This is a genomic window from Flavobacterium sp. UBA2787 (genome assembly GCA_002352205.1).
Lineage (GTDB): Bacteria > Bacteroidota > Bacteroidia > Flavobacteriales > Flavobacteriaceae > Flavobacterium.
The window spans coordinates 20,479-35,812 of sequence record DEHZ01000004.1; the positions used below are offsets into that span (position 1 = coordinate 20,479).

Genomic DNA, 15,334 nt, shown 5'->3' on the forward strand with positions numbered 1-15,334 from the left:
CATCGGCTATAGTTCACTGCTACGTATTTTTACTTTCGGAAAAACTTCGCATCCGTGAATGGTTGGTGTTTATTTATTAACTTTATTGCTTAACCAACGCAGCGAAACTATAGCCGAGGAACGTTATAGACAAGGCTAAAAATTCGTACTCAAAACAATATATGTACATAATAGACAAAAATACAAACCGAATTACAAAACTAAATGAAAAATCATTTACAGAACTTGGGTTCAGGGAAAGAAATCATTTGCAAGAATGGATTGCCAATAATCCGGAATCATTAGGCGAAGAAATACTAATAATTCAAAAAGAATTTAACGGATTCAACGATACTAATGAACGCTTGGATCTTTTAGGTATTGATAAACAAGGAAATTTAATTGTAATTGAAAACAAACTTGACGATACTGGTCGAGATGTAACTTGGCAAGCGTTAAAATATGCTTCATATTGCTCAACACTCAAAAAAGAACACATTCGGCGTATTTATCAGGATTATTTAGACAAGCAGTCAAAAGGTGAAAACGCCGAAGAAAATCTGATTGAATTTTTCAACGCAAATGATTTTGCGGAGATAAGTCTAAATAGTGGACAAACTCAAAGAATTATAATGGTTGCCGCACATTTTAGAAAAGAAGTTACGTCAACCGTTTTATGGTTACTGAATTATAAATTAAGGATCCAATGTTTCAAAGCAACTCCTTTCGAGTTTGGTGATCAATTAGTTCTGAACATTGAACAAATTATTCCAATGAAAGAAGCTGAGGATTATGTTATAAGTATGGCTGATAAAACACAAGACGACATTAACACTCAAGAAGAACTTAAATCTAGATATATTATAAGACTTGAATTTTGGAAACAATTATTAAAAGAGATAAATTCTCAAACAAACAGTTGGCAAAACATTAGTCCATCGAAAGACAATTGGCTTGCGATCGGTAGCGGACTTTCAGGAGTCACATTTAATTTCGTTATTACTAATCAAAATGCTAGAGTTGAGATTTATATTAGTAGATCAAAAGAAGAAAATAAACTTATTTTCAAAATACTTAAAGAACAAGAAAACGAAATCGAATCAGTTTTTGCTGAACAATTAATTTGGCAAGAGTTGCCCGATAAAAAAGCCTCTAGAATAAAACTAGAGAAAACAAACTTTGACTATTTTCAAAAAGAAGATTGGCCAGAAATTATTAAGTTTTTAGTTCACTCAATGCTACAATTAGAGAAAACTTTTAGAGAACCAATTTCTAGATTAAGAACTAAATTGAAATAATACAAGCCCAGCCTATAACAAATACTAAAACTCATGGCTAATTTTCAGTAAGTTGTTCGTTTGTTTTTCCTAACTTCGTTTTGTGCTAATGGAGAAATCTCGGTCCCCCGCTCTCCGAAGTCTCCCGACTTCGGAGTTATCAAAAACCTATAAAATAGCTCTATAAACAAGTTAAATACATTCTGTAAAAACAAAAAAAATGGACAGATATAAAGAAACATTTGAAACATGGAACAAAATTGCTTCATTATATCAAGACCGTTTTATGAACTTGGACTTATATAATGAAACGTATGATTTTGTTTGCAATTCAGTGACCAAGAAAAATGCAAAACTGTTAGAAATTGGTTGCGGACCGGGTAACATTACAAAATATCTTTTATCAGTACGAGCGGACTTTGACATTTTCGGAATTGACATTGCCCCAAATATGATAGAACTTGCGAAAAAGAATAATCCCCCAGCAAGCTTCGCCATTATGGACAGCAGACATCTTGACGAAATCAAAACAAAATATGACGGAATAATTTGTGGTTTTTGCTTGCCTTATTTGTCGCATACAGACAGTCAAAAATTTATCACAGACTGTTTCAATTTGCTCAATGAAGATGGGCTTCTTTACATAAGTTTTGTTGAAGGCGACCCAAGTAAATCCGACTTTCAAATTGGAAGTAGTGGAGACAGAAGCTATTTCTATTTTTACAATTTAAACGACCTAACCAAACAACTGATAGAAAATAATTTTGCCATCTTTAAAATTTTTAAAGTAGAATATAAAAAAAATGAAACCGACATCGACATTCATACAATATTGATAGCGAAGAAAAAATGACTGCTTAAAAGTAGCTCTCTGCTCTACGTAGTTTCCCGACTTTGTAACAAACAATAAAAGCATTATTTGTTTTAATACATTTTTTTGTTAAAGTAAAAATCCAAATGACAAAAAATAACTGGATTATTTTATGATCCAGAATGGGGGTTTGATGCTAATAAAATCCTAAAAACTTTTTTCAAAAGTTTTGGGATTTTTTTATGTCTAAAATTNNAATTTTAGACATAAAAAAATCCCTTGAGCAAAGCTCAAGAGATTTTACTGTCGGGATGACTGGATTCGAACCAGCGACCCCTAGCACCCCATGCTAGTAAGCTACCAGGCTGCTCTACATCCCGAAAAATGATGGCAAAAGTAAGAGTTTGAAATTTATATCACAAAAAATACTATGCAGAAATTTTAAATTTTTACTTTTATAAAAAGTAAAATCATGAAAATCATTGCTCACTTATTGTTGCTACTTATATTTCAAAACACTTTAGCCCAATCCGAAACGACCACAGTCTACTTTATTCGCCACGCCGAAAAAGCAGATAGTTCTCCAAATCCCGAACTTTCAGAAGAAGGAATAAAAAGAAGTGTTCGCTGGACAAAGCTTTTCGAGAAAACACAAATTGATGTGTTTTACACAACTTTAACGCGTAGAGCACAAATGACTTGCAGTACCATTGCTACTTCCAAACAAAAAGATATGATTTTTTATGATTATGCTAAGTTTTCAATTCAAGAAATTATAGCTAAACATTCAGGAAAAACGATTCTGGTAGTGGGGCACAGTAATACCATTCCACAACAAATCAATACTTTTTTAGGCGAAGAAGTTTACCGACAAATTGATGAAAATGAATTCGGAAATCTTTATACAATTACCATAAACGGTGATAAAATTGAGCACAAACTCACTAATCATAATTAAAGACACCAATTTCTAAAGTAATTTAGCCACGAATTACACTAATTTACACAAATCAATTCGTGTAAATTAGTGAAATTCGTGGCTATTTTTTTATTTGTAAAATTCTATTTTCTTATTGCACCGCAGTCAACGCATTTATAATTCCGTGACCAAATTGCGAATTTTTGGTTGGGTAAAATTGGGATGATTGTTTCATTTTTGTCAACACTTGAGCTTTTGTCCAAGTAGGATTTTTTGCCCACACCAACGCTGCAATTCCGGCAGTTGTGGCAGTTGCTACTGAAGAACCACCTACATAATCAGCTTGATTATTATAATAACTCAAAACCGGTACTTTATTTCCGGTTCCGGCACGTTCCATCATGATAGTAAAATCAATTTCGGCACCACTGTGGCAAACATCACATTTTTGGTATGTAGATGCTTCTTTTATTCCGGTTACTGCCACTGTTTCAGACATCCAAGCTGGAAAAATTACACCCACAAAATTAGTAAATGATGTTGATGTTCCACCCGCACAAAAGATTAATTTTCCTCTGTTGTTGGCATAACGAACACCATCTTCAATTCTTCCTACAGAAAAAATGTGTCCCATTGACATCGAAATAATTTTTACATCGGAACGATTTCCTAAACCTGTAAACGCATTTTGAACACCTCTTTGCTCATGATAACCGTTCAAAACCACATCCGAAGATGCACGATACGAAACTAAATTTGCATTATACGCCACTCCAACCGGTAAACCGGCATTGTTTCGTGGAGCGGTTGCTACAGAAGCCATGCTTGTTCCGTGACTACATAAATCGTTTACACCATCTGTTGTGGTAGACCAAGGCCAAATTGAATCTACATACGTTCCATATTTTTGCACAAAACGTCCGGAAGATTGACCTGTGTTAAAACTACCATTCATTAGGGATTGTTGTGGAGATAAGCCGGTATCAATCACTCCGATGGTCACACCACTACCCGAAGTTAAACCCCAAGCAGCCGGAATATTATGTTTATAAAAAGCCCAAGGAACTCTGGCATTTGGTGAAACCGTTGTAAAGTCGGCAGTGCTTAATGTAGATGAACTGTAACCACAACCGGAACTTGACATGATTTGATTACCTCCTTCGGTTTGTTGGTTTTCATATGTAAAATAACGATAATCAGCAGGTTCAACATACCGAACGTAGCGATTTCTGCGAAGAGCTTCTAACGTTTCTTGTTTTGTGATTCTTACATCAATTAAATTTAAAAATGCGTCTTCATAAACTACTAAATCTTCTGTTTGATCAGTTTCGTAACGTTTAATTAGATTTAAAATTTCCGTTTGCATTTGGTCTGCCGAATTGGATTGCGTTCGGTCAAAATCATTCACATTTCTACCAAAGCCAATTGTGACTAAATTGTTTCCTTTTAAAGCAGCACTCCACAACATGTGTGTACTTGCTTCTTTCCAATAGAATTTTTTTCCGTCTTGATTAAACGAATTGATTTTATCGTTTATTTGACGAGCCGTAAGCGGTTCTTGTTGATTTTCGATGACGATTAATTCTTCTTTAAAATCTTCTTCTTTTGAACAAGAAGTAAAAACCAATAACGCCAAAACTGAAATTTTGAATACTTTTTTTATCATACTATTAATTTTTTAGCTTGAGTATGACGAATATAATAATAAAATAATTCAAAAATTAAAAAGTTAATAAAAAGTTAATAAAAAAAGGTTGGCGTTTGACCACCAACCTTTCTTTGTTTATAATGCTTAATTAACCAATAGAATTCATTAAAATTTCATCCCGAATCCCAAGCCAACAATCCATGGATTAATCTCTACTTCTGCCGGAATAACTAATCCTTCTGCTAAATTAGTAGCATCTACGGTAACATCAGTTTTTAGGAATAAACGTTTTACATCAAAATTTACAAAAAATGTATCATCAAACATGACGTCAAAACCAATTTGAGCCGCAAAACCGATAGCATTTTCATATTCAATACCTTTAACAATATCACCTTCTTTTACATTATAAAATAAGGTATAATTTACACCGGCTCCCACATAAGGTTTAAATTTTTTCTCTTTCAAAGGGAAAAAGTGATACTGAGCCGTTAACGTAGGAGGCAAAAGCATTACACTTCCTAAATCTACATTAAAACTTGTTGGTCCACCAATGGCAGAAATGTCTGAACCAACAGTGTTTACATCGTGCTTAGCTGTTCCGAGAATTAATTCAGCGGCAAAGTTTTCTGTAAAGAAATAAGTAAAATCTAATTCAGGAACTAGAGCGTTGGAAATGGCAACATCTCCACCTATAATTCCGATTTTAGCACTCTCGTTTGGCACAACACCGATACCTCTTAAACGAACTTGCCATCTTTTAAAATCATTGCTTTTTTCTTCTTGAGCTTGTGTGAAAGTTGTCACGAATAATGACATTGTCACTAATGCATAAACTATTTTTTTCATTTTTTTGTTTATTAAAATTATAGCCCAAAAATAATTTTAACAAAAAACAGAAATACTGATAAAAGTCATTGACGGAAAATTATTTCTACTGTATAAAATTTTAGTTTTCGTAAAATTTGTTCATACCTTTGCACTCCTATGCAGAAAACGATTAACATACTTAATAAAAGAGCCAAATTTGATTATGAAATTTTGGAGCGATACGATGCCGGAATTGTATTAACAGGAACCGAAATCAAATCGATTCGATTGGGAAAAGCTTCGATAACAGAAAGCTTTTGCGAATTTCATAATGGCGAACTATTTGTGATCAATTCACAAGTGGAAGAATATTTGTATGGCACACACTACAACCACAAAGCCAAAAGCGAACGTAAACTTTTGTTGAACAAAAAAGAGTTAAAGAGCTTAGAAAAAAGTATGCAAAACAAAGGTTTAACCATTGTTCCGTTGCGACTTTACATCAACGAAAAAGGTTATGCAAAAATGGAAATTGCTCTTTGCCGCGGAAAGAAAAACTACGACAAACGCGAAACCATTAAAGACCGAGACACCAAACGCGATATTGATCGGGTGAAGAAAAGTTTTTAATTTTCGGGAATAAATTTCAATTGAATTACCTATTTGCTCTTCATTGCGTTAGGGATTGCAGCGAAAAGCCCGGAACAAAAAAATACTAATTTTCTTGGACCAAAAAAGCGACCAAAGGGAGCTCTTTTTGGTCCAAGAAAATTGTGTTTTTTGTGAGGACTTGCAGCGAAAAGCCCGACCGGAGCTTGCGGAGGGAACGCTAAAAAGTTGAGAAAAAATTTTGCAGTTAATTAAAAATGACTAAATTTGTCATGACAACATTTAGAATATGAAAGATTTACTTAGAACAGCCCGAGAAAAAAAAAACCTAAAAACCCGTGAAGTCGCACAACTTCTTGGGATAGACCAAGCATTGGTGAGTAAGTTTGAAAGTGGAAACCGAAAACCAACTCGAGAGCAAGTGGCAAAATTGGCTTCGGTTTTGGAGATTGATTATGAAACATTGATGGTGGCTTGGTTGAAGGAAAAAATTCTTTATGAAATTGGCGATGATACTCATTTTGGCATCAAAGCGATGATGGTTGCGGAAAGTGAAATGAAGTATGAACTCACTCCAAAGAAGAGAGAATTATCAGCTTCGTTGATGGAGATTTTGAATGAAATAGACTCGCTTAGGAAAATTTTAGACCAAAAAAGGGCTTTTGACAGTTTTAGAATTGCTCAAGCTTTAGAGCTAGAATATACGTTTGAAAGTAACCGCATTGAAGGAAACACACTGACTTTGCGAGAAACCGATTTGGTTATCAATGAAGGTTTGACTGTTTCCGGAAAAAGTATGCGAGAGCATTTGGAAGCCATCAATCACCAAGAAGCCATTGGTTATATTAAACAATTGATGGAAAGAGGTTTTAGTTTTAATGAGCGAGAATTGTTGTCGATACATAATTTGATTCTTCGGGGGATAATTCCTGAAGATGCGGGAAGATATCGCAGAGTGCAAGTCATGATTAAAGGAAGTACTCACATGCCACCTCAACCCTATTTGGTTGCCAAAGAAATGGAAGACTATTTTTTGTGGTATGAAAGTGAGAAAAAGAAATTGCATCCGGTGATTTTGGCTGCAGAAATGCACGAAAGATTGGTCACAATTCATCCTTTTATTGATGGAAACGGTAGAACTTCGCGTTTGGTCATGAATTTGATTTTGCTACAACACGGCTATGTAATTGCCAATATTAAAGGCGATTATGACAATCGAATGAAGTATTATAATGCATTAGAAACTGCTCAAACTAAAAGCAATAAAGAAGATTTTTTGCTTTTTATTGCTCAAATTGAAAAGGAAAGTTTAGAGCGATACTTAAGTATTATTGGTCAATAAAAAACCCGCTTGATAGCGGGTTTTCTGTTTATTTTTTAATTAGTTTCTTGGTTTGAATTTTATTATCTTCTTCAATTTTAACAATGTAAACACCTGATTTTATTTGAGTTGTATCGACTTTTTCTCCCGAAGCAATTTGTTTTTGAATTACTAATCTTCCTTGTACATCAAAAAGAGAAATTTTAGCAGAAATAATTCCTTTTACTGAGAAATTTGTTGAAAACGGATTTGGAAAAACTTGAAAAACAGTTTCAGAAAAATCATTTAATGTTAATGAACAATCTATCGGGGTTCCCGGAACTGCTGCAAAAACAGCGTTATTCACAGACCAATGTTCCCAACTTCCGCCTGAATTTGAACCGCTTTCCCAATTACTTAAATCAAAAAAGTGATCTCCTGTCATTGTTCCGGGGACTTTATAGACTTTTAGGGCTTGACCGTCGTAATTCCATGTTAATGGAACTCCGGACTGGATTGTTTCAATTCCATTAGCATTAGTGCAATTGGCTTGTGCAAAAAAAGCATATTCTTCATAATCAGGATATTCACCGAAAACTCTTGCTTTTCCGGTTTCATCAATGCAAATAGCAACATATTCGTTGGCGGCAATTCCTTTTACTTCAAAATTAAAATCATTTTTAAATCGGGCAATAAAGGTGCTTTGTCTTCCTCTCCTGTCCGGGTTATCATAATGTGTGTCGGTAATCACATCATCTAAAAACGGAACGGAAAGAAAATCATCATAACCCAACGTTACATTCGGATGATACGGATTATTCATCGCTTGCGTAGAAGTAACCGAACCATTTTGAGCATTGAAATATTTGCCACTTAAAATTGCCATTCCTGCACTTGTTCCGCCGATTGGTGCGTTTTTTACATTAATATGTTGATTGAGTAAATCTTCTAAAGCGTTATCTTTAAAGAACGAAACATAATTCCATTGATCGCCACCAGCAAACCAAATCATTTCGGCATTGGCTACTTTATCCAACACATAAGGATTTGTGGCTCCGGCAACAGAGGTAATAACCAACGTTTCTACAGAATTGACAGTAACTCCTAATCCTGAATACAAATAATTGTTGTATCCGTTACTACCCGAACTTCTCAAAACCACGACATCTCCACCATTGGCTTTTTGTAGTAACCATCGCATAGCATCGTCGTGTTCGGAAGCTCCGCCCATCAAACAAACGCCAAATTCAGGTGTTGTGGTGATATTGGTTGTATTTCCTGTAAAATAACTCGTGTAACCTTGAGCATTTAGAAATACAGGAAGAAATAAGAAGAGTAGTTTTTTTATCATTGGATTGATTTTTCCATAAAAATAGGAAAAAAAAATTTAATTCTTATCCTCCAACAATGGTACAAATCGAAACTCTCCAAATTCATGTTTTTCAAATTGGGTTTCGTTTTTGCGGATTAATAATGTCATAATTTGTTCTTTTTCGCCTAAAGGAATCACTAACCTTCCTCCTATTTTAAGTTGAGCCATCAGTGGCTTTGGAATAATTGGAGCACCGGCCGTCACGATAATACTATCAAACGGAGCATAATTGGGCAACCCTTTGTAACCATCGCCAAACGTTAATAGTTTTGGTCGAATACCTAATTTTGGTAGTAATAGTGAAGTGGTTTTAAACAATTCATTTTGTCGTTCCACTGAATAAACTTTTGCTCCCATTGTGCATAAAACAGCGGTTTGATAGCCTGAACCTGTCCCAATTTCCAAGACTTTATCATCTTTCTTTACTTCCAATAATTGCGATTGAAAAGCAACAGTGTAAGGTTGTGAAATCGTTTGTCCGGCTCCAATGGGGAACGCCTTATCTTGATAAGCGTATTGCTCAAAACCGGAATCTAAAAACAAATGTCGGGGAATTTTTTTGATTGCTTCCAACACAATTTTGTCTGAAATTCCTTTTTCGCTTAAAATTTTAACTAATTGATTTCTAAGTCCTTGATGTTTTTCAGTATCTCTCACTTGGGGTTCGGGTTAGTTTGGTAAAATTAAACTTTAAATAATGAACTTGCAAATGTTGGAAGATGGAAGTTGGGAGTTTTCAATCGCAGTCGCAGTTTTCAGGAAACTGAGAACATACAACAGACAACTGATAACTATCAACCAAAAAAAATCGCTAATTTTGCAGAAATAAAAAACTATGATTCCAACTGAAACTATTGTTGCTTTAGCTACTCCTTCCGGAGCTGGTGCAATTGCAATTATTCGTTTATCCGGTAAAGATGCGATTGCTTTGGCTGATAAAATTTTTGTTTCGGTTTCCGGCAAAGAATTACTAAAACAGAAAACACACACTATACATCTTGGTCATATCGTAGATAATGGAAAAACGTATGATCAAGTCTTGGTTTCTGTTTTCAAAAATCCGCATTCTTATACGGGTGAAGATGTAGTCGAAATTTCATGTCACGGTTCTACTTTTATTCAGCAACAGATTATTCAGCTTTTGTTGCGAATGGGAGCAAAAATGGCTCAGCCGGGTGAGTTTACATTACGTGCTTTTTTAAATGGAAAATTAGATTTATCGCAAGCAGAAGCGGTGGCGGATTTAATTGCTTCGGACAACGAAGCTTCGCATCAAATTGCCATGCAACAAATGCGTGGTGGATTTAGTAATGAAATTGCTCAACTTCGACAAGAGTTGCTCAACTTTGCTTCGCTGATTGAATTAGAATTAGACTTTGCCGAAGAAGATGTTGAATTTGCAGACCGAACACAGTTTAATGAGCTTTTAAACCGAATTGAGTTTGTGTTGAAACGTTTGATTGACTCGTTTGCGGTGGGCAACGTGATTAAAAATGGTATTCCGATTGCGATTGTGGGCGAACCAAATGTAGGTAAGTCTACCCTGCTCAATGCCTTACTAAACGAAGAACGTGCGATTGTTTCCGACATTGCAGGAACAACCCGCGACACCATTGAAGATGAATTGGTAATAGAAGGCATTGGTTTTCGATTTATCGACACAGCCGGAATTCGTGAAACCACCGACCATGTGGAAAGCATTGGGATTAAAAAGACGTTTGAAAAGATTGAACAGGCACAGGTGGTATTATATTTGTTTGAAAGTTTCAAGTTTAAGGTTTCAAGTTCAGAATACTTGACTGAAATTGAAAGGGTGAAAAATAAATATCCTTTAAAACCACTTGTTGTTGTAATCAATAAGGTTGATTTGCTGACTGAAAACGAAATTCTAACTATTCGCCTACAACTTGAAACGTTAAACCTGAAACCTGAAACTATTTCAGCAAAACAAAATATCGGTATTGATGAACTCAAGCAAACCCTACTCTCTTTTGTAAATACCGGAGCATTGCGAAACAATGAAACAATTGTAACAAACTCACGACATTATGATTCGCTTTTGAAAGCGTTGGAAGAAATTCAGAAAGTGAAATGGGGATTGGAGAGTAATCTATCTTCCGATCTAATGGCAATTGACATTCGAGAGGCGTTGTTTCACTTTGGTGAGATTACAGGCGAAGTAACGAATGATGAGTTGTTGGGGAATATTTTTGCGAATTTCTGTATTGGCAAATAAATATCCCAAACTAGTACACAATATTACTTAAAAAAACAAACAAAACCCATGTAAAACATGGGTTTTTATATGTTTACTAGTTTTGTAATTTTTTAAATATTATTCGCTGTTTTGGAATTATTTGTACCTCCCTTGTACCTCGAAAAATATTTTTTTGATTACAAAGAAAAAAAGAAAAATTTTGGCACGTTTTTTAGTACTGATTTGTTAGTACTAAACATAGGGCAAAATATGGTTTAAAAATTACTTACTTATCACTTAATCAATTTGTAATTTTAAACCATTTCTTATGAAAAAAATCATCCTTTTTGGTACGTTGCTTTTTTGCTTCGCCCTACTCATGTTATCTTGTAAAGACGGAAGAAAAGAAGAATCTGTTGCAAATGTGTCAACAGAGTCTGAAACAAACAAAAGTCTATCTTCTTCGGCTGCTATTGAAAACACAGATTCTAAACGAAAATTTATTCGAACTGCGGATGCTAAATTCAGGGTAAAAAATGTTGAAAAATCTACCTATTCGATTGAAAATACGGTTACAAAATTTGGTGGTTTTGTAATATACACGAATTTGCAAAGTAGGATTTTTGATACTGATAAAACCTTAATTAGTCAGGATAGTATTTTGGAAACGACAAAATTTGCGGTGGAAAACAATATGACAATTAGGGTACCAAATACGCAACTTGATACTGTTTTGAAGTGTATTGCAAAAGAAATCGACTTTCTAGATTACCGCCTTATAAAAGCGGATGATGTTGCTTTAAAACTGTTGGCTAACGAATTGGAAGAAAAAAGAAGTGCCACACAAAGTGAACGCATGGAAAAAGCCATCGATTCTAATGGAAAAAAACTCAATCAAATTGTGGATGCCGAAGAAGATTTATCTGCTAAAAGAGCAGTAGCCGATCAAGCTAAGCTTGCGAATCTCAACCTGGAAGATCAAATTAACTTTAGTACGATTACACTTCAACTCTATCAAAGAGATAGTGTGAGACGAGAACTGTTGACAAACGAAAAAAACATCAATAGCTATCGTCCGCATTTGGGATTGAAAGTGATGGATGGATTGAAAACAGGATGGTATATGCTTGAGGAAATTATTGCTTTTATCATTCAACTTTGGGCACTTATTTTAATAGGTGGGATAGGCTTTTGGTTATACACACGGTATTGGAAAAAGTAAATCCCTCCACTTAATTCAAACTCTTATAATAAAAAAAACCGGGTTATTTCTAATCCGGTTTTTTACTATTTATAAGCGATTATTACTTCACTTCTTCAAAATCAACATCTTGTGTTTGATCTCCACTTGCATCGGCTTGCGGCTGAGCTTGTTGAGCACCTTGATTGTCTTGTGATTTATACATTTCTTCTGAAGCATTTTTCCACGCTTCATTGATTTTGTCTAAAGCAGGTTGAATTGTTGCAATGTCTTTTGTTTCATACGCCGCTTTCAACTCGTTTAACGCAGCTTCAATTGGTTGCTTGTTCGCATCTGACAATTTATCGCCGTATTCTTTTAATTGACTTTCAGTTTGGAAAATCATTCCGTCTGCTTCATTCAATTTGTCAACTCTTTCTTTTGCAATTTTATCAGCTTCTGCATTAATTTCCGCTTCTTTTTTCATTCTTTCGATTTCTTCCGGCGTTAATCCTGAAGAAGCTTCGATACGAATATCGTGTGATTTTCCGGTTCCTTTATCTGTTGCAGAAACTTTGATGATACCATTGGCATCAATGTCAAACGTCACTTCAATTTGTGGAACACCTCTTGGAGCTGGTGGAATTCCGTCTAAATGGAAACGACCAATTGTTTTGTTATCATTTGCCATTGGTCTTTCACCTTGCAAAACATGGATTTCAACCGATGGTTGGTTATCCGCAGCTGTAGAGAAAACTTGTGATTTTTTGGTTGGGATGGTTGTGTTTGACTCAATTAATTTTGTCATTACACTTCCCATTGTTTCAATTCCTAATGATAAAGGCGTAACGTCTAATAACAATACATCTTTTACATCACCACTTAAAACACCACCTTGAATAGCAGCACCAATTGCCACAACCTCATCTGGATTTACACCTTTTGATGGTTTTTTACCAAAATATTTTTCAACTTGTTCTTGAATGATTGGAATTCTTGTTGAACCTCCAACCAAGATTACTTCGTCGATATCTGATGTTGATAGACCAGCATCTTTTAATGCTTTTACAACCGGTTCCATTGAACGTTTTACTAAACTTTCTGCCAATTGCTCAAATTTAGCTCTCGTTAATGATTTTACCAAGTGTTTTGGTCCACTAGCTGTAGCCGTAACATAAGGCAAGTTGATTTCTGTTTGTGTAGAAGATGATAATTCAATCTTCGCTTTTTCAGCAGCTTCTTTCAAACGTTGCAAAGCCATTGGGTCTTTACGTAAATCGATACCTTCTTCGCTGTTGAATTCATTAGCCAACCAATCGATGATTACTTGGTCAAAATCGTCTCCTCCTAAATGAGTATCTCCGTTTGTTGATAATACTTCAAAAACACCATCACCTAATTCAAGTACAGAAATATCAAATGTACCTCCGCCTAAATCGTAAACCGCAATTTTTTGATCTTTTCCGGCTTTATCCAAACCATACGCTAACGCAGCAGCAGTTGGTTCGTTGATGATTCTCATTACTTTTAAACCTGCAATTTCTCCCGCTTCTTTCGTTGCTTGACGTTGAGCATCATTAAAATAGGCAGGAACAGTGATAACTGCTTCGGTCACTGTTTGACCTAAATAATCCTCAGCCGTTTTTTTCATTTTTTGAAGTGTCATAGCTGACAATTCTTGTGGTGTATATAAACGACCGTCGATATCCACACGAGGCGTATCGTTGTCACCTTTTACCACTTTATACGCTACATTTCCAGCCTCTTTTGCACTTTCAGTATATTTATTACCCATAAAACGTTTGATAGACGCAATGGTTTTGGTTGGATTAGTTACTGCTTGTCTCTTGGCAGGGTCACCTACTTTGATTTCACCACCGTCAACAAATGCAATAACAGATGGCGTAGTTCTTTTACCTTCAGCATTTGCAATTACTACCGGTTCTCCACCTTCCATTACGGATACACAAGAGTTGGTAGTTCCTAAATCGATTCCAATTATTTTACTCATAATTTTTTAATTTGTATGTCTTGTTTTTAAATTCGTTTTTCAAAACTTGATTTGCAAATGACAAGGATTATGCCAAGTAGGAAAATCAAAAAGAAATGTCATATTTTGACTGACGCATCAGAAAAAATATGACATTATGACATTTTAGAACTATAGATTTGGTTGCTGTAAAATCTATTCTATACGACTAATACGTATGTTTGTATGTTTTTAACCAAAATATTAACTTTTCTATTTGAACTGAATTGGCATTAATCCATTCGCTATTATTATCATCCTTTTTCGATTGATAAACATGATGAGAATATGCTTCATACATTTGTTTATCTTTGCTTAAATCATAGAAAAAATCTACATAAAAGTCCCAAAAAAAACCTTTTTTACCTTTCCGTTGTTCACCTAATACCTTAAAAAAAGAATTATTAGTATTTGAAAACATTTCAAATTCCGATTTGTTTTCATTCTCTTCAGTATGTTTAGATGCTTCTAATAATTGTAGCATCATTTCTGCCGTTCCAAAATCATTTTTATCAAAATCTGAATTTACACTTATTGAAATATTCATATTGTCTTCTTTTTGAACACCATGTTTCTGCTGTTGTTCAATCAATTGAAACACTTGATTTGCCCGGCTTCCCTCCGGTTCTAAAAGCAAAAAGTAAAAAAATGCTAATAATGATTTACTTCTTTCTTTTTGATCATATTTTAAAAAACCCATCAACATATGACTACTTGTATGATACGGATTTACTTTAATTCCACTAATTAATGCTTCTTCAGCATCTTCAAACTTTCTCAAATTGTAAGATGTCAACGCCAAACTATAATGCAGCTGATGGTAATTAGGATTAAATTTAATTCCTTGTTTAAATGTTTTTATAGCTTTTTCCGGAGTGCCTTGATAATCTTCGCAGGCTCCTTTTACACCATAAGCTAAATGCGATATATCAGCTTTAGATTTTATGACAATATCGCAATATTTAATTGCTTTATCATACTCTTTTATTACTGAATAAGTGAGAGCTAATTCGTAATTGGCCTCGGGATGTTTAGCATCTTCTTCTAAAATACTTTCATAAACTTTGATTGCTTCATCATATTTACCGGATTTATGCAACTCAACCCCGTTTGAAATTCTCTCTTTGAAAGATTGAGAAAACACGACAGAAAATAAAAAAAAGCAAGCTATTGATAATTTAAATTTATTCATCATAAACTAAA

At 34.6% G+C, this 15,334-nt stretch carries 13 protein-coding genes and 1 tRNA gene; 7 read left to right on the plus strand and 7 right to left on the minus strand.

Annotated features, from left to right (window positions below):
- The first annotated feature begins 161 nt into the window (after positions 1 to 161).
- Entirely contained in the window at positions 162 to 1,277 is a 1,116-nt protein-coding gene (locus B4N66_RS02925; protein WP_291092243.1) for a DUF4268 domain-containing protein, read from the plus strand.
- Positions 1,278 to 1,476: 199 nt separating this feature from the next.
- Entirely contained in the window at positions 1,477 to 2,109 is a 633-nt protein-coding gene (locus B4N66_RS02930; protein ID WP_291092244.1) for a class I SAM-dependent methyltransferase, read from the plus strand.
- A gap of 264 nt (positions 2,110 to 2,373) precedes the next feature.
- Here the strand turns inward: B4N66_RS02930 and B4N66_RS02935 are convergent.
- Positions 2,374 to 2,447 (minus strand) — tRNA-Pro (locus tag B4N66_RS02935).
- Between the two features lie 92 nt (positions 2,448 to 2,539).
- Here B4N66_RS02935 and B4N66_RS02940 point away from each other — a divergent pair.
- Positions 2,540 to 3,025: a phosphoglycerate mutase family protein gene (locus B4N66_RS02940; protein WP_291092245.1), complete on the plus strand. Its 486-nt coding sequence runs from the start codon at positions 2,540 to 2,542 to the stop codon at positions 3,023 to 3,025.
- Between the two features lie 112 nt (positions 3,026 to 3,137).
- Here B4N66_RS02940 and B4N66_RS02945 read toward each other — a convergent pair whose 3' ends face one another.
- Together B4N66_RS02945 and B4N66_RS02950 are read right to left on the minus strand one after the other, a co-directional pair.
- Complete coding sequence (locus B4N66_RS02945; protein WP_291092246.1) at positions 3,138 to 4,652, minus strand: S8 family peptidase; 1,515 nt, start codon at positions 4,650 to 4,652, stop codon at positions 3,138 to 3,140.
- Between the two features lie 147 nt (positions 4,653 to 4,799).
- On the minus strand, positions 4,800 to 5,483 hold the full coding sequence (locus tag B4N66_RS02950; protein WP_291092247.1) for an OmpW/AlkL family protein: 684 nt from the start codon (positions 5,481 to 5,483) through the stop codon (positions 4,800 to 4,802).
- 138 nt (positions 5,484 to 5,621) lie between these two features.
- Between B4N66_RS02950 and smpB the strand changes: the two genes are divergently transcribed.
- Positions 5,622 to 6,074: an SsrA-binding protein SmpB gene (gene smpB, locus B4N66_RS02955; protein WP_291092248.1), complete on the plus strand. Its 453-nt coding sequence runs from the start codon at positions 5,622 to 5,624 to the stop codon at positions 6,072 to 6,074.
- A 268-nt stretch (positions 6,075 to 6,342) separates the two neighbouring features.
- Entirely contained in the window at positions 6,343 to 7,395 is a 1,053-nt protein-coding gene (locus B4N66_RS02960; protein ID WP_291092249.1) for a Fic family protein, read from the plus strand.
- A gap of 28 nt (positions 7,396 to 7,423) precedes the next feature.
- Here B4N66_RS02960 and B4N66_RS02965 read toward each other — a convergent pair whose 3' ends face one another.
- Positions 7,424 to 8,704, minus strand: coding sequence for a cyanophycinase (locus B4N66_RS02965; protein WP_291092250.1), 1,281 nt, complete (start codon positions 8,702 to 8,704; stop codon positions 7,424 to 7,426).
- A gap of 36 nt (positions 8,705 to 8,740) precedes the next feature.
- Entirely contained in the window at positions 8,741 to 9,382 is a 642-nt protein-coding gene (locus tag B4N66_RS02970; RefSeq protein ID WP_291092251.1) for a protein-L-isoaspartate(D-aspartate) O-methyltransferase, read from the minus strand.
- 178 nt (positions 9,383 to 9,560) lie between these two features.
- Here B4N66_RS02970 and mnmE point away from each other — a divergent pair, with 178 nt between their 5' ends.
- Positions 9,561 to 10,961 carry a tRNA uridine-5-carboxymethylaminomethyl(34) synthesis GTPase MnmE gene (mnmE, locus tag B4N66_RS02975; protein ID WP_291092252.1) on the plus strand — a complete coding sequence of 467 codons (1,401 nt, stop codon included), beginning with the start codon at positions 9,561 to 9,563 and terminating at the stop codon, positions 10,959 to 10,961.
- 289 nt (positions 10,962 to 11,250) lie between these two features.
- The gene (locus B4N66_RS02980; RefSeq protein ID WP_291092253.1) at positions 11,251 to 12,144 is read left to right on the plus strand and encodes a DUF4349 domain-containing protein; all 894 of its coding nucleotides are present in this window, start codon (positions 11,251 to 11,253) and stop codon (positions 12,142 to 12,144) included.
- Positions 12,145 to 12,226: 82 nt separating this feature from the next.
- Here the strand turns inward: B4N66_RS02980 and dnaK are convergent, their stop codons facing one another.
- Entirely contained in the window at positions 12,227 to 14,113 is a 1,887-nt protein-coding gene (gene dnaK / locus B4N66_RS02985; RefSeq protein WP_291092254.1) for a molecular chaperone DnaK, read from the minus strand.
- Between the two features lie 187 nt (positions 14,114 to 14,300).
- Positions 14,301 to 15,326 (minus strand): tetratricopeptide repeat protein, encoded by a 1,026-nt coding sequence (locus tag B4N66_RS02990; protein ID WP_291092255.1) that lies wholly within the window; start codon positions 15,324 to 15,326, stop codon positions 14,301 to 14,303.
- Between the last annotated feature and the right edge of the window lie 8 nt (positions 15,327 to 15,334).

Coding starts and splice junctions, on each gene's coding strand:
- B4N66_RS02945 (WP_291092246.1), bottom strand. CDS start 4,652: ATGATAAAAAAAGTATTCAAAATTTCAGTTTTGGCGTTATTGGTTTTT.
- B4N66_RS02965 (WP_291092250.1), bottom strand. CDS start 8,704: ATGATAAAAAAACTACTCTTCTTATTTCTTCCTGTATTTCTAAATGCT.
- smpB (WP_291092248.1), top strand. CDS start 5,622: ATGCAGAAAACGATTAACATACTTAATAAAAGAGCCAAATTTGATTAT.
- dnaK (WP_291092254.1), bottom strand. CDS start 14,113: ATGAGTAAAATAATTGGAATCGATTTAGGAACTACCAACTCTTGTGTA.
- B4N66_RS02950 (WP_291092247.1), bottom strand. CDS start 5,483: ATGAAAAAAATAGTTTATGCATTAGTGACAATGTCATTATTCGTGACA.
- B4N66_RS02960 (WP_291092249.1), top strand. CDS start 6,343: ATGAAAGATTTACTTAGAACAGCCCGAGAAAAAAAAAACCTAAAAACC.
- B4N66_RS02990 (WP_291092255.1), bottom strand. CDS start 15,326: ATGATGAATAAATTTAAATTATCAATAGCTTGCTTTTTTTTATTTTCT.
- mnmE (WP_291092252.1), top strand. CDS start 9,561: ATGATTCCAACTGAAACTATTGTTGCTTTAGCTACTCCTTCCGGAGCT.
- B4N66_RS02980 (WP_291092253.1), top strand. CDS start 11,251: ATGAAAAAAATCATCCTTTTTGGTACGTTGCTTTTTTGCTTCGCCCTA.
- B4N66_RS02930 (WP_291092244.1), top strand. CDS start 1,477: ATGGACAGATATAAAGAAACATTTGAAACATGGAACAAAATTGCTTCA.
- B4N66_RS02925 (WP_291092243.1), top strand. CDS start 162: ATGTACATAATAGACAAAAATACAAACCGAATTACAAAACTAAATGAA.
- B4N66_RS02940 (WP_291092245.1), top strand. CDS start 2,540: ATGAAAATCATTGCTCACTTATTGTTGCTACTTATATTTCAAAACACT.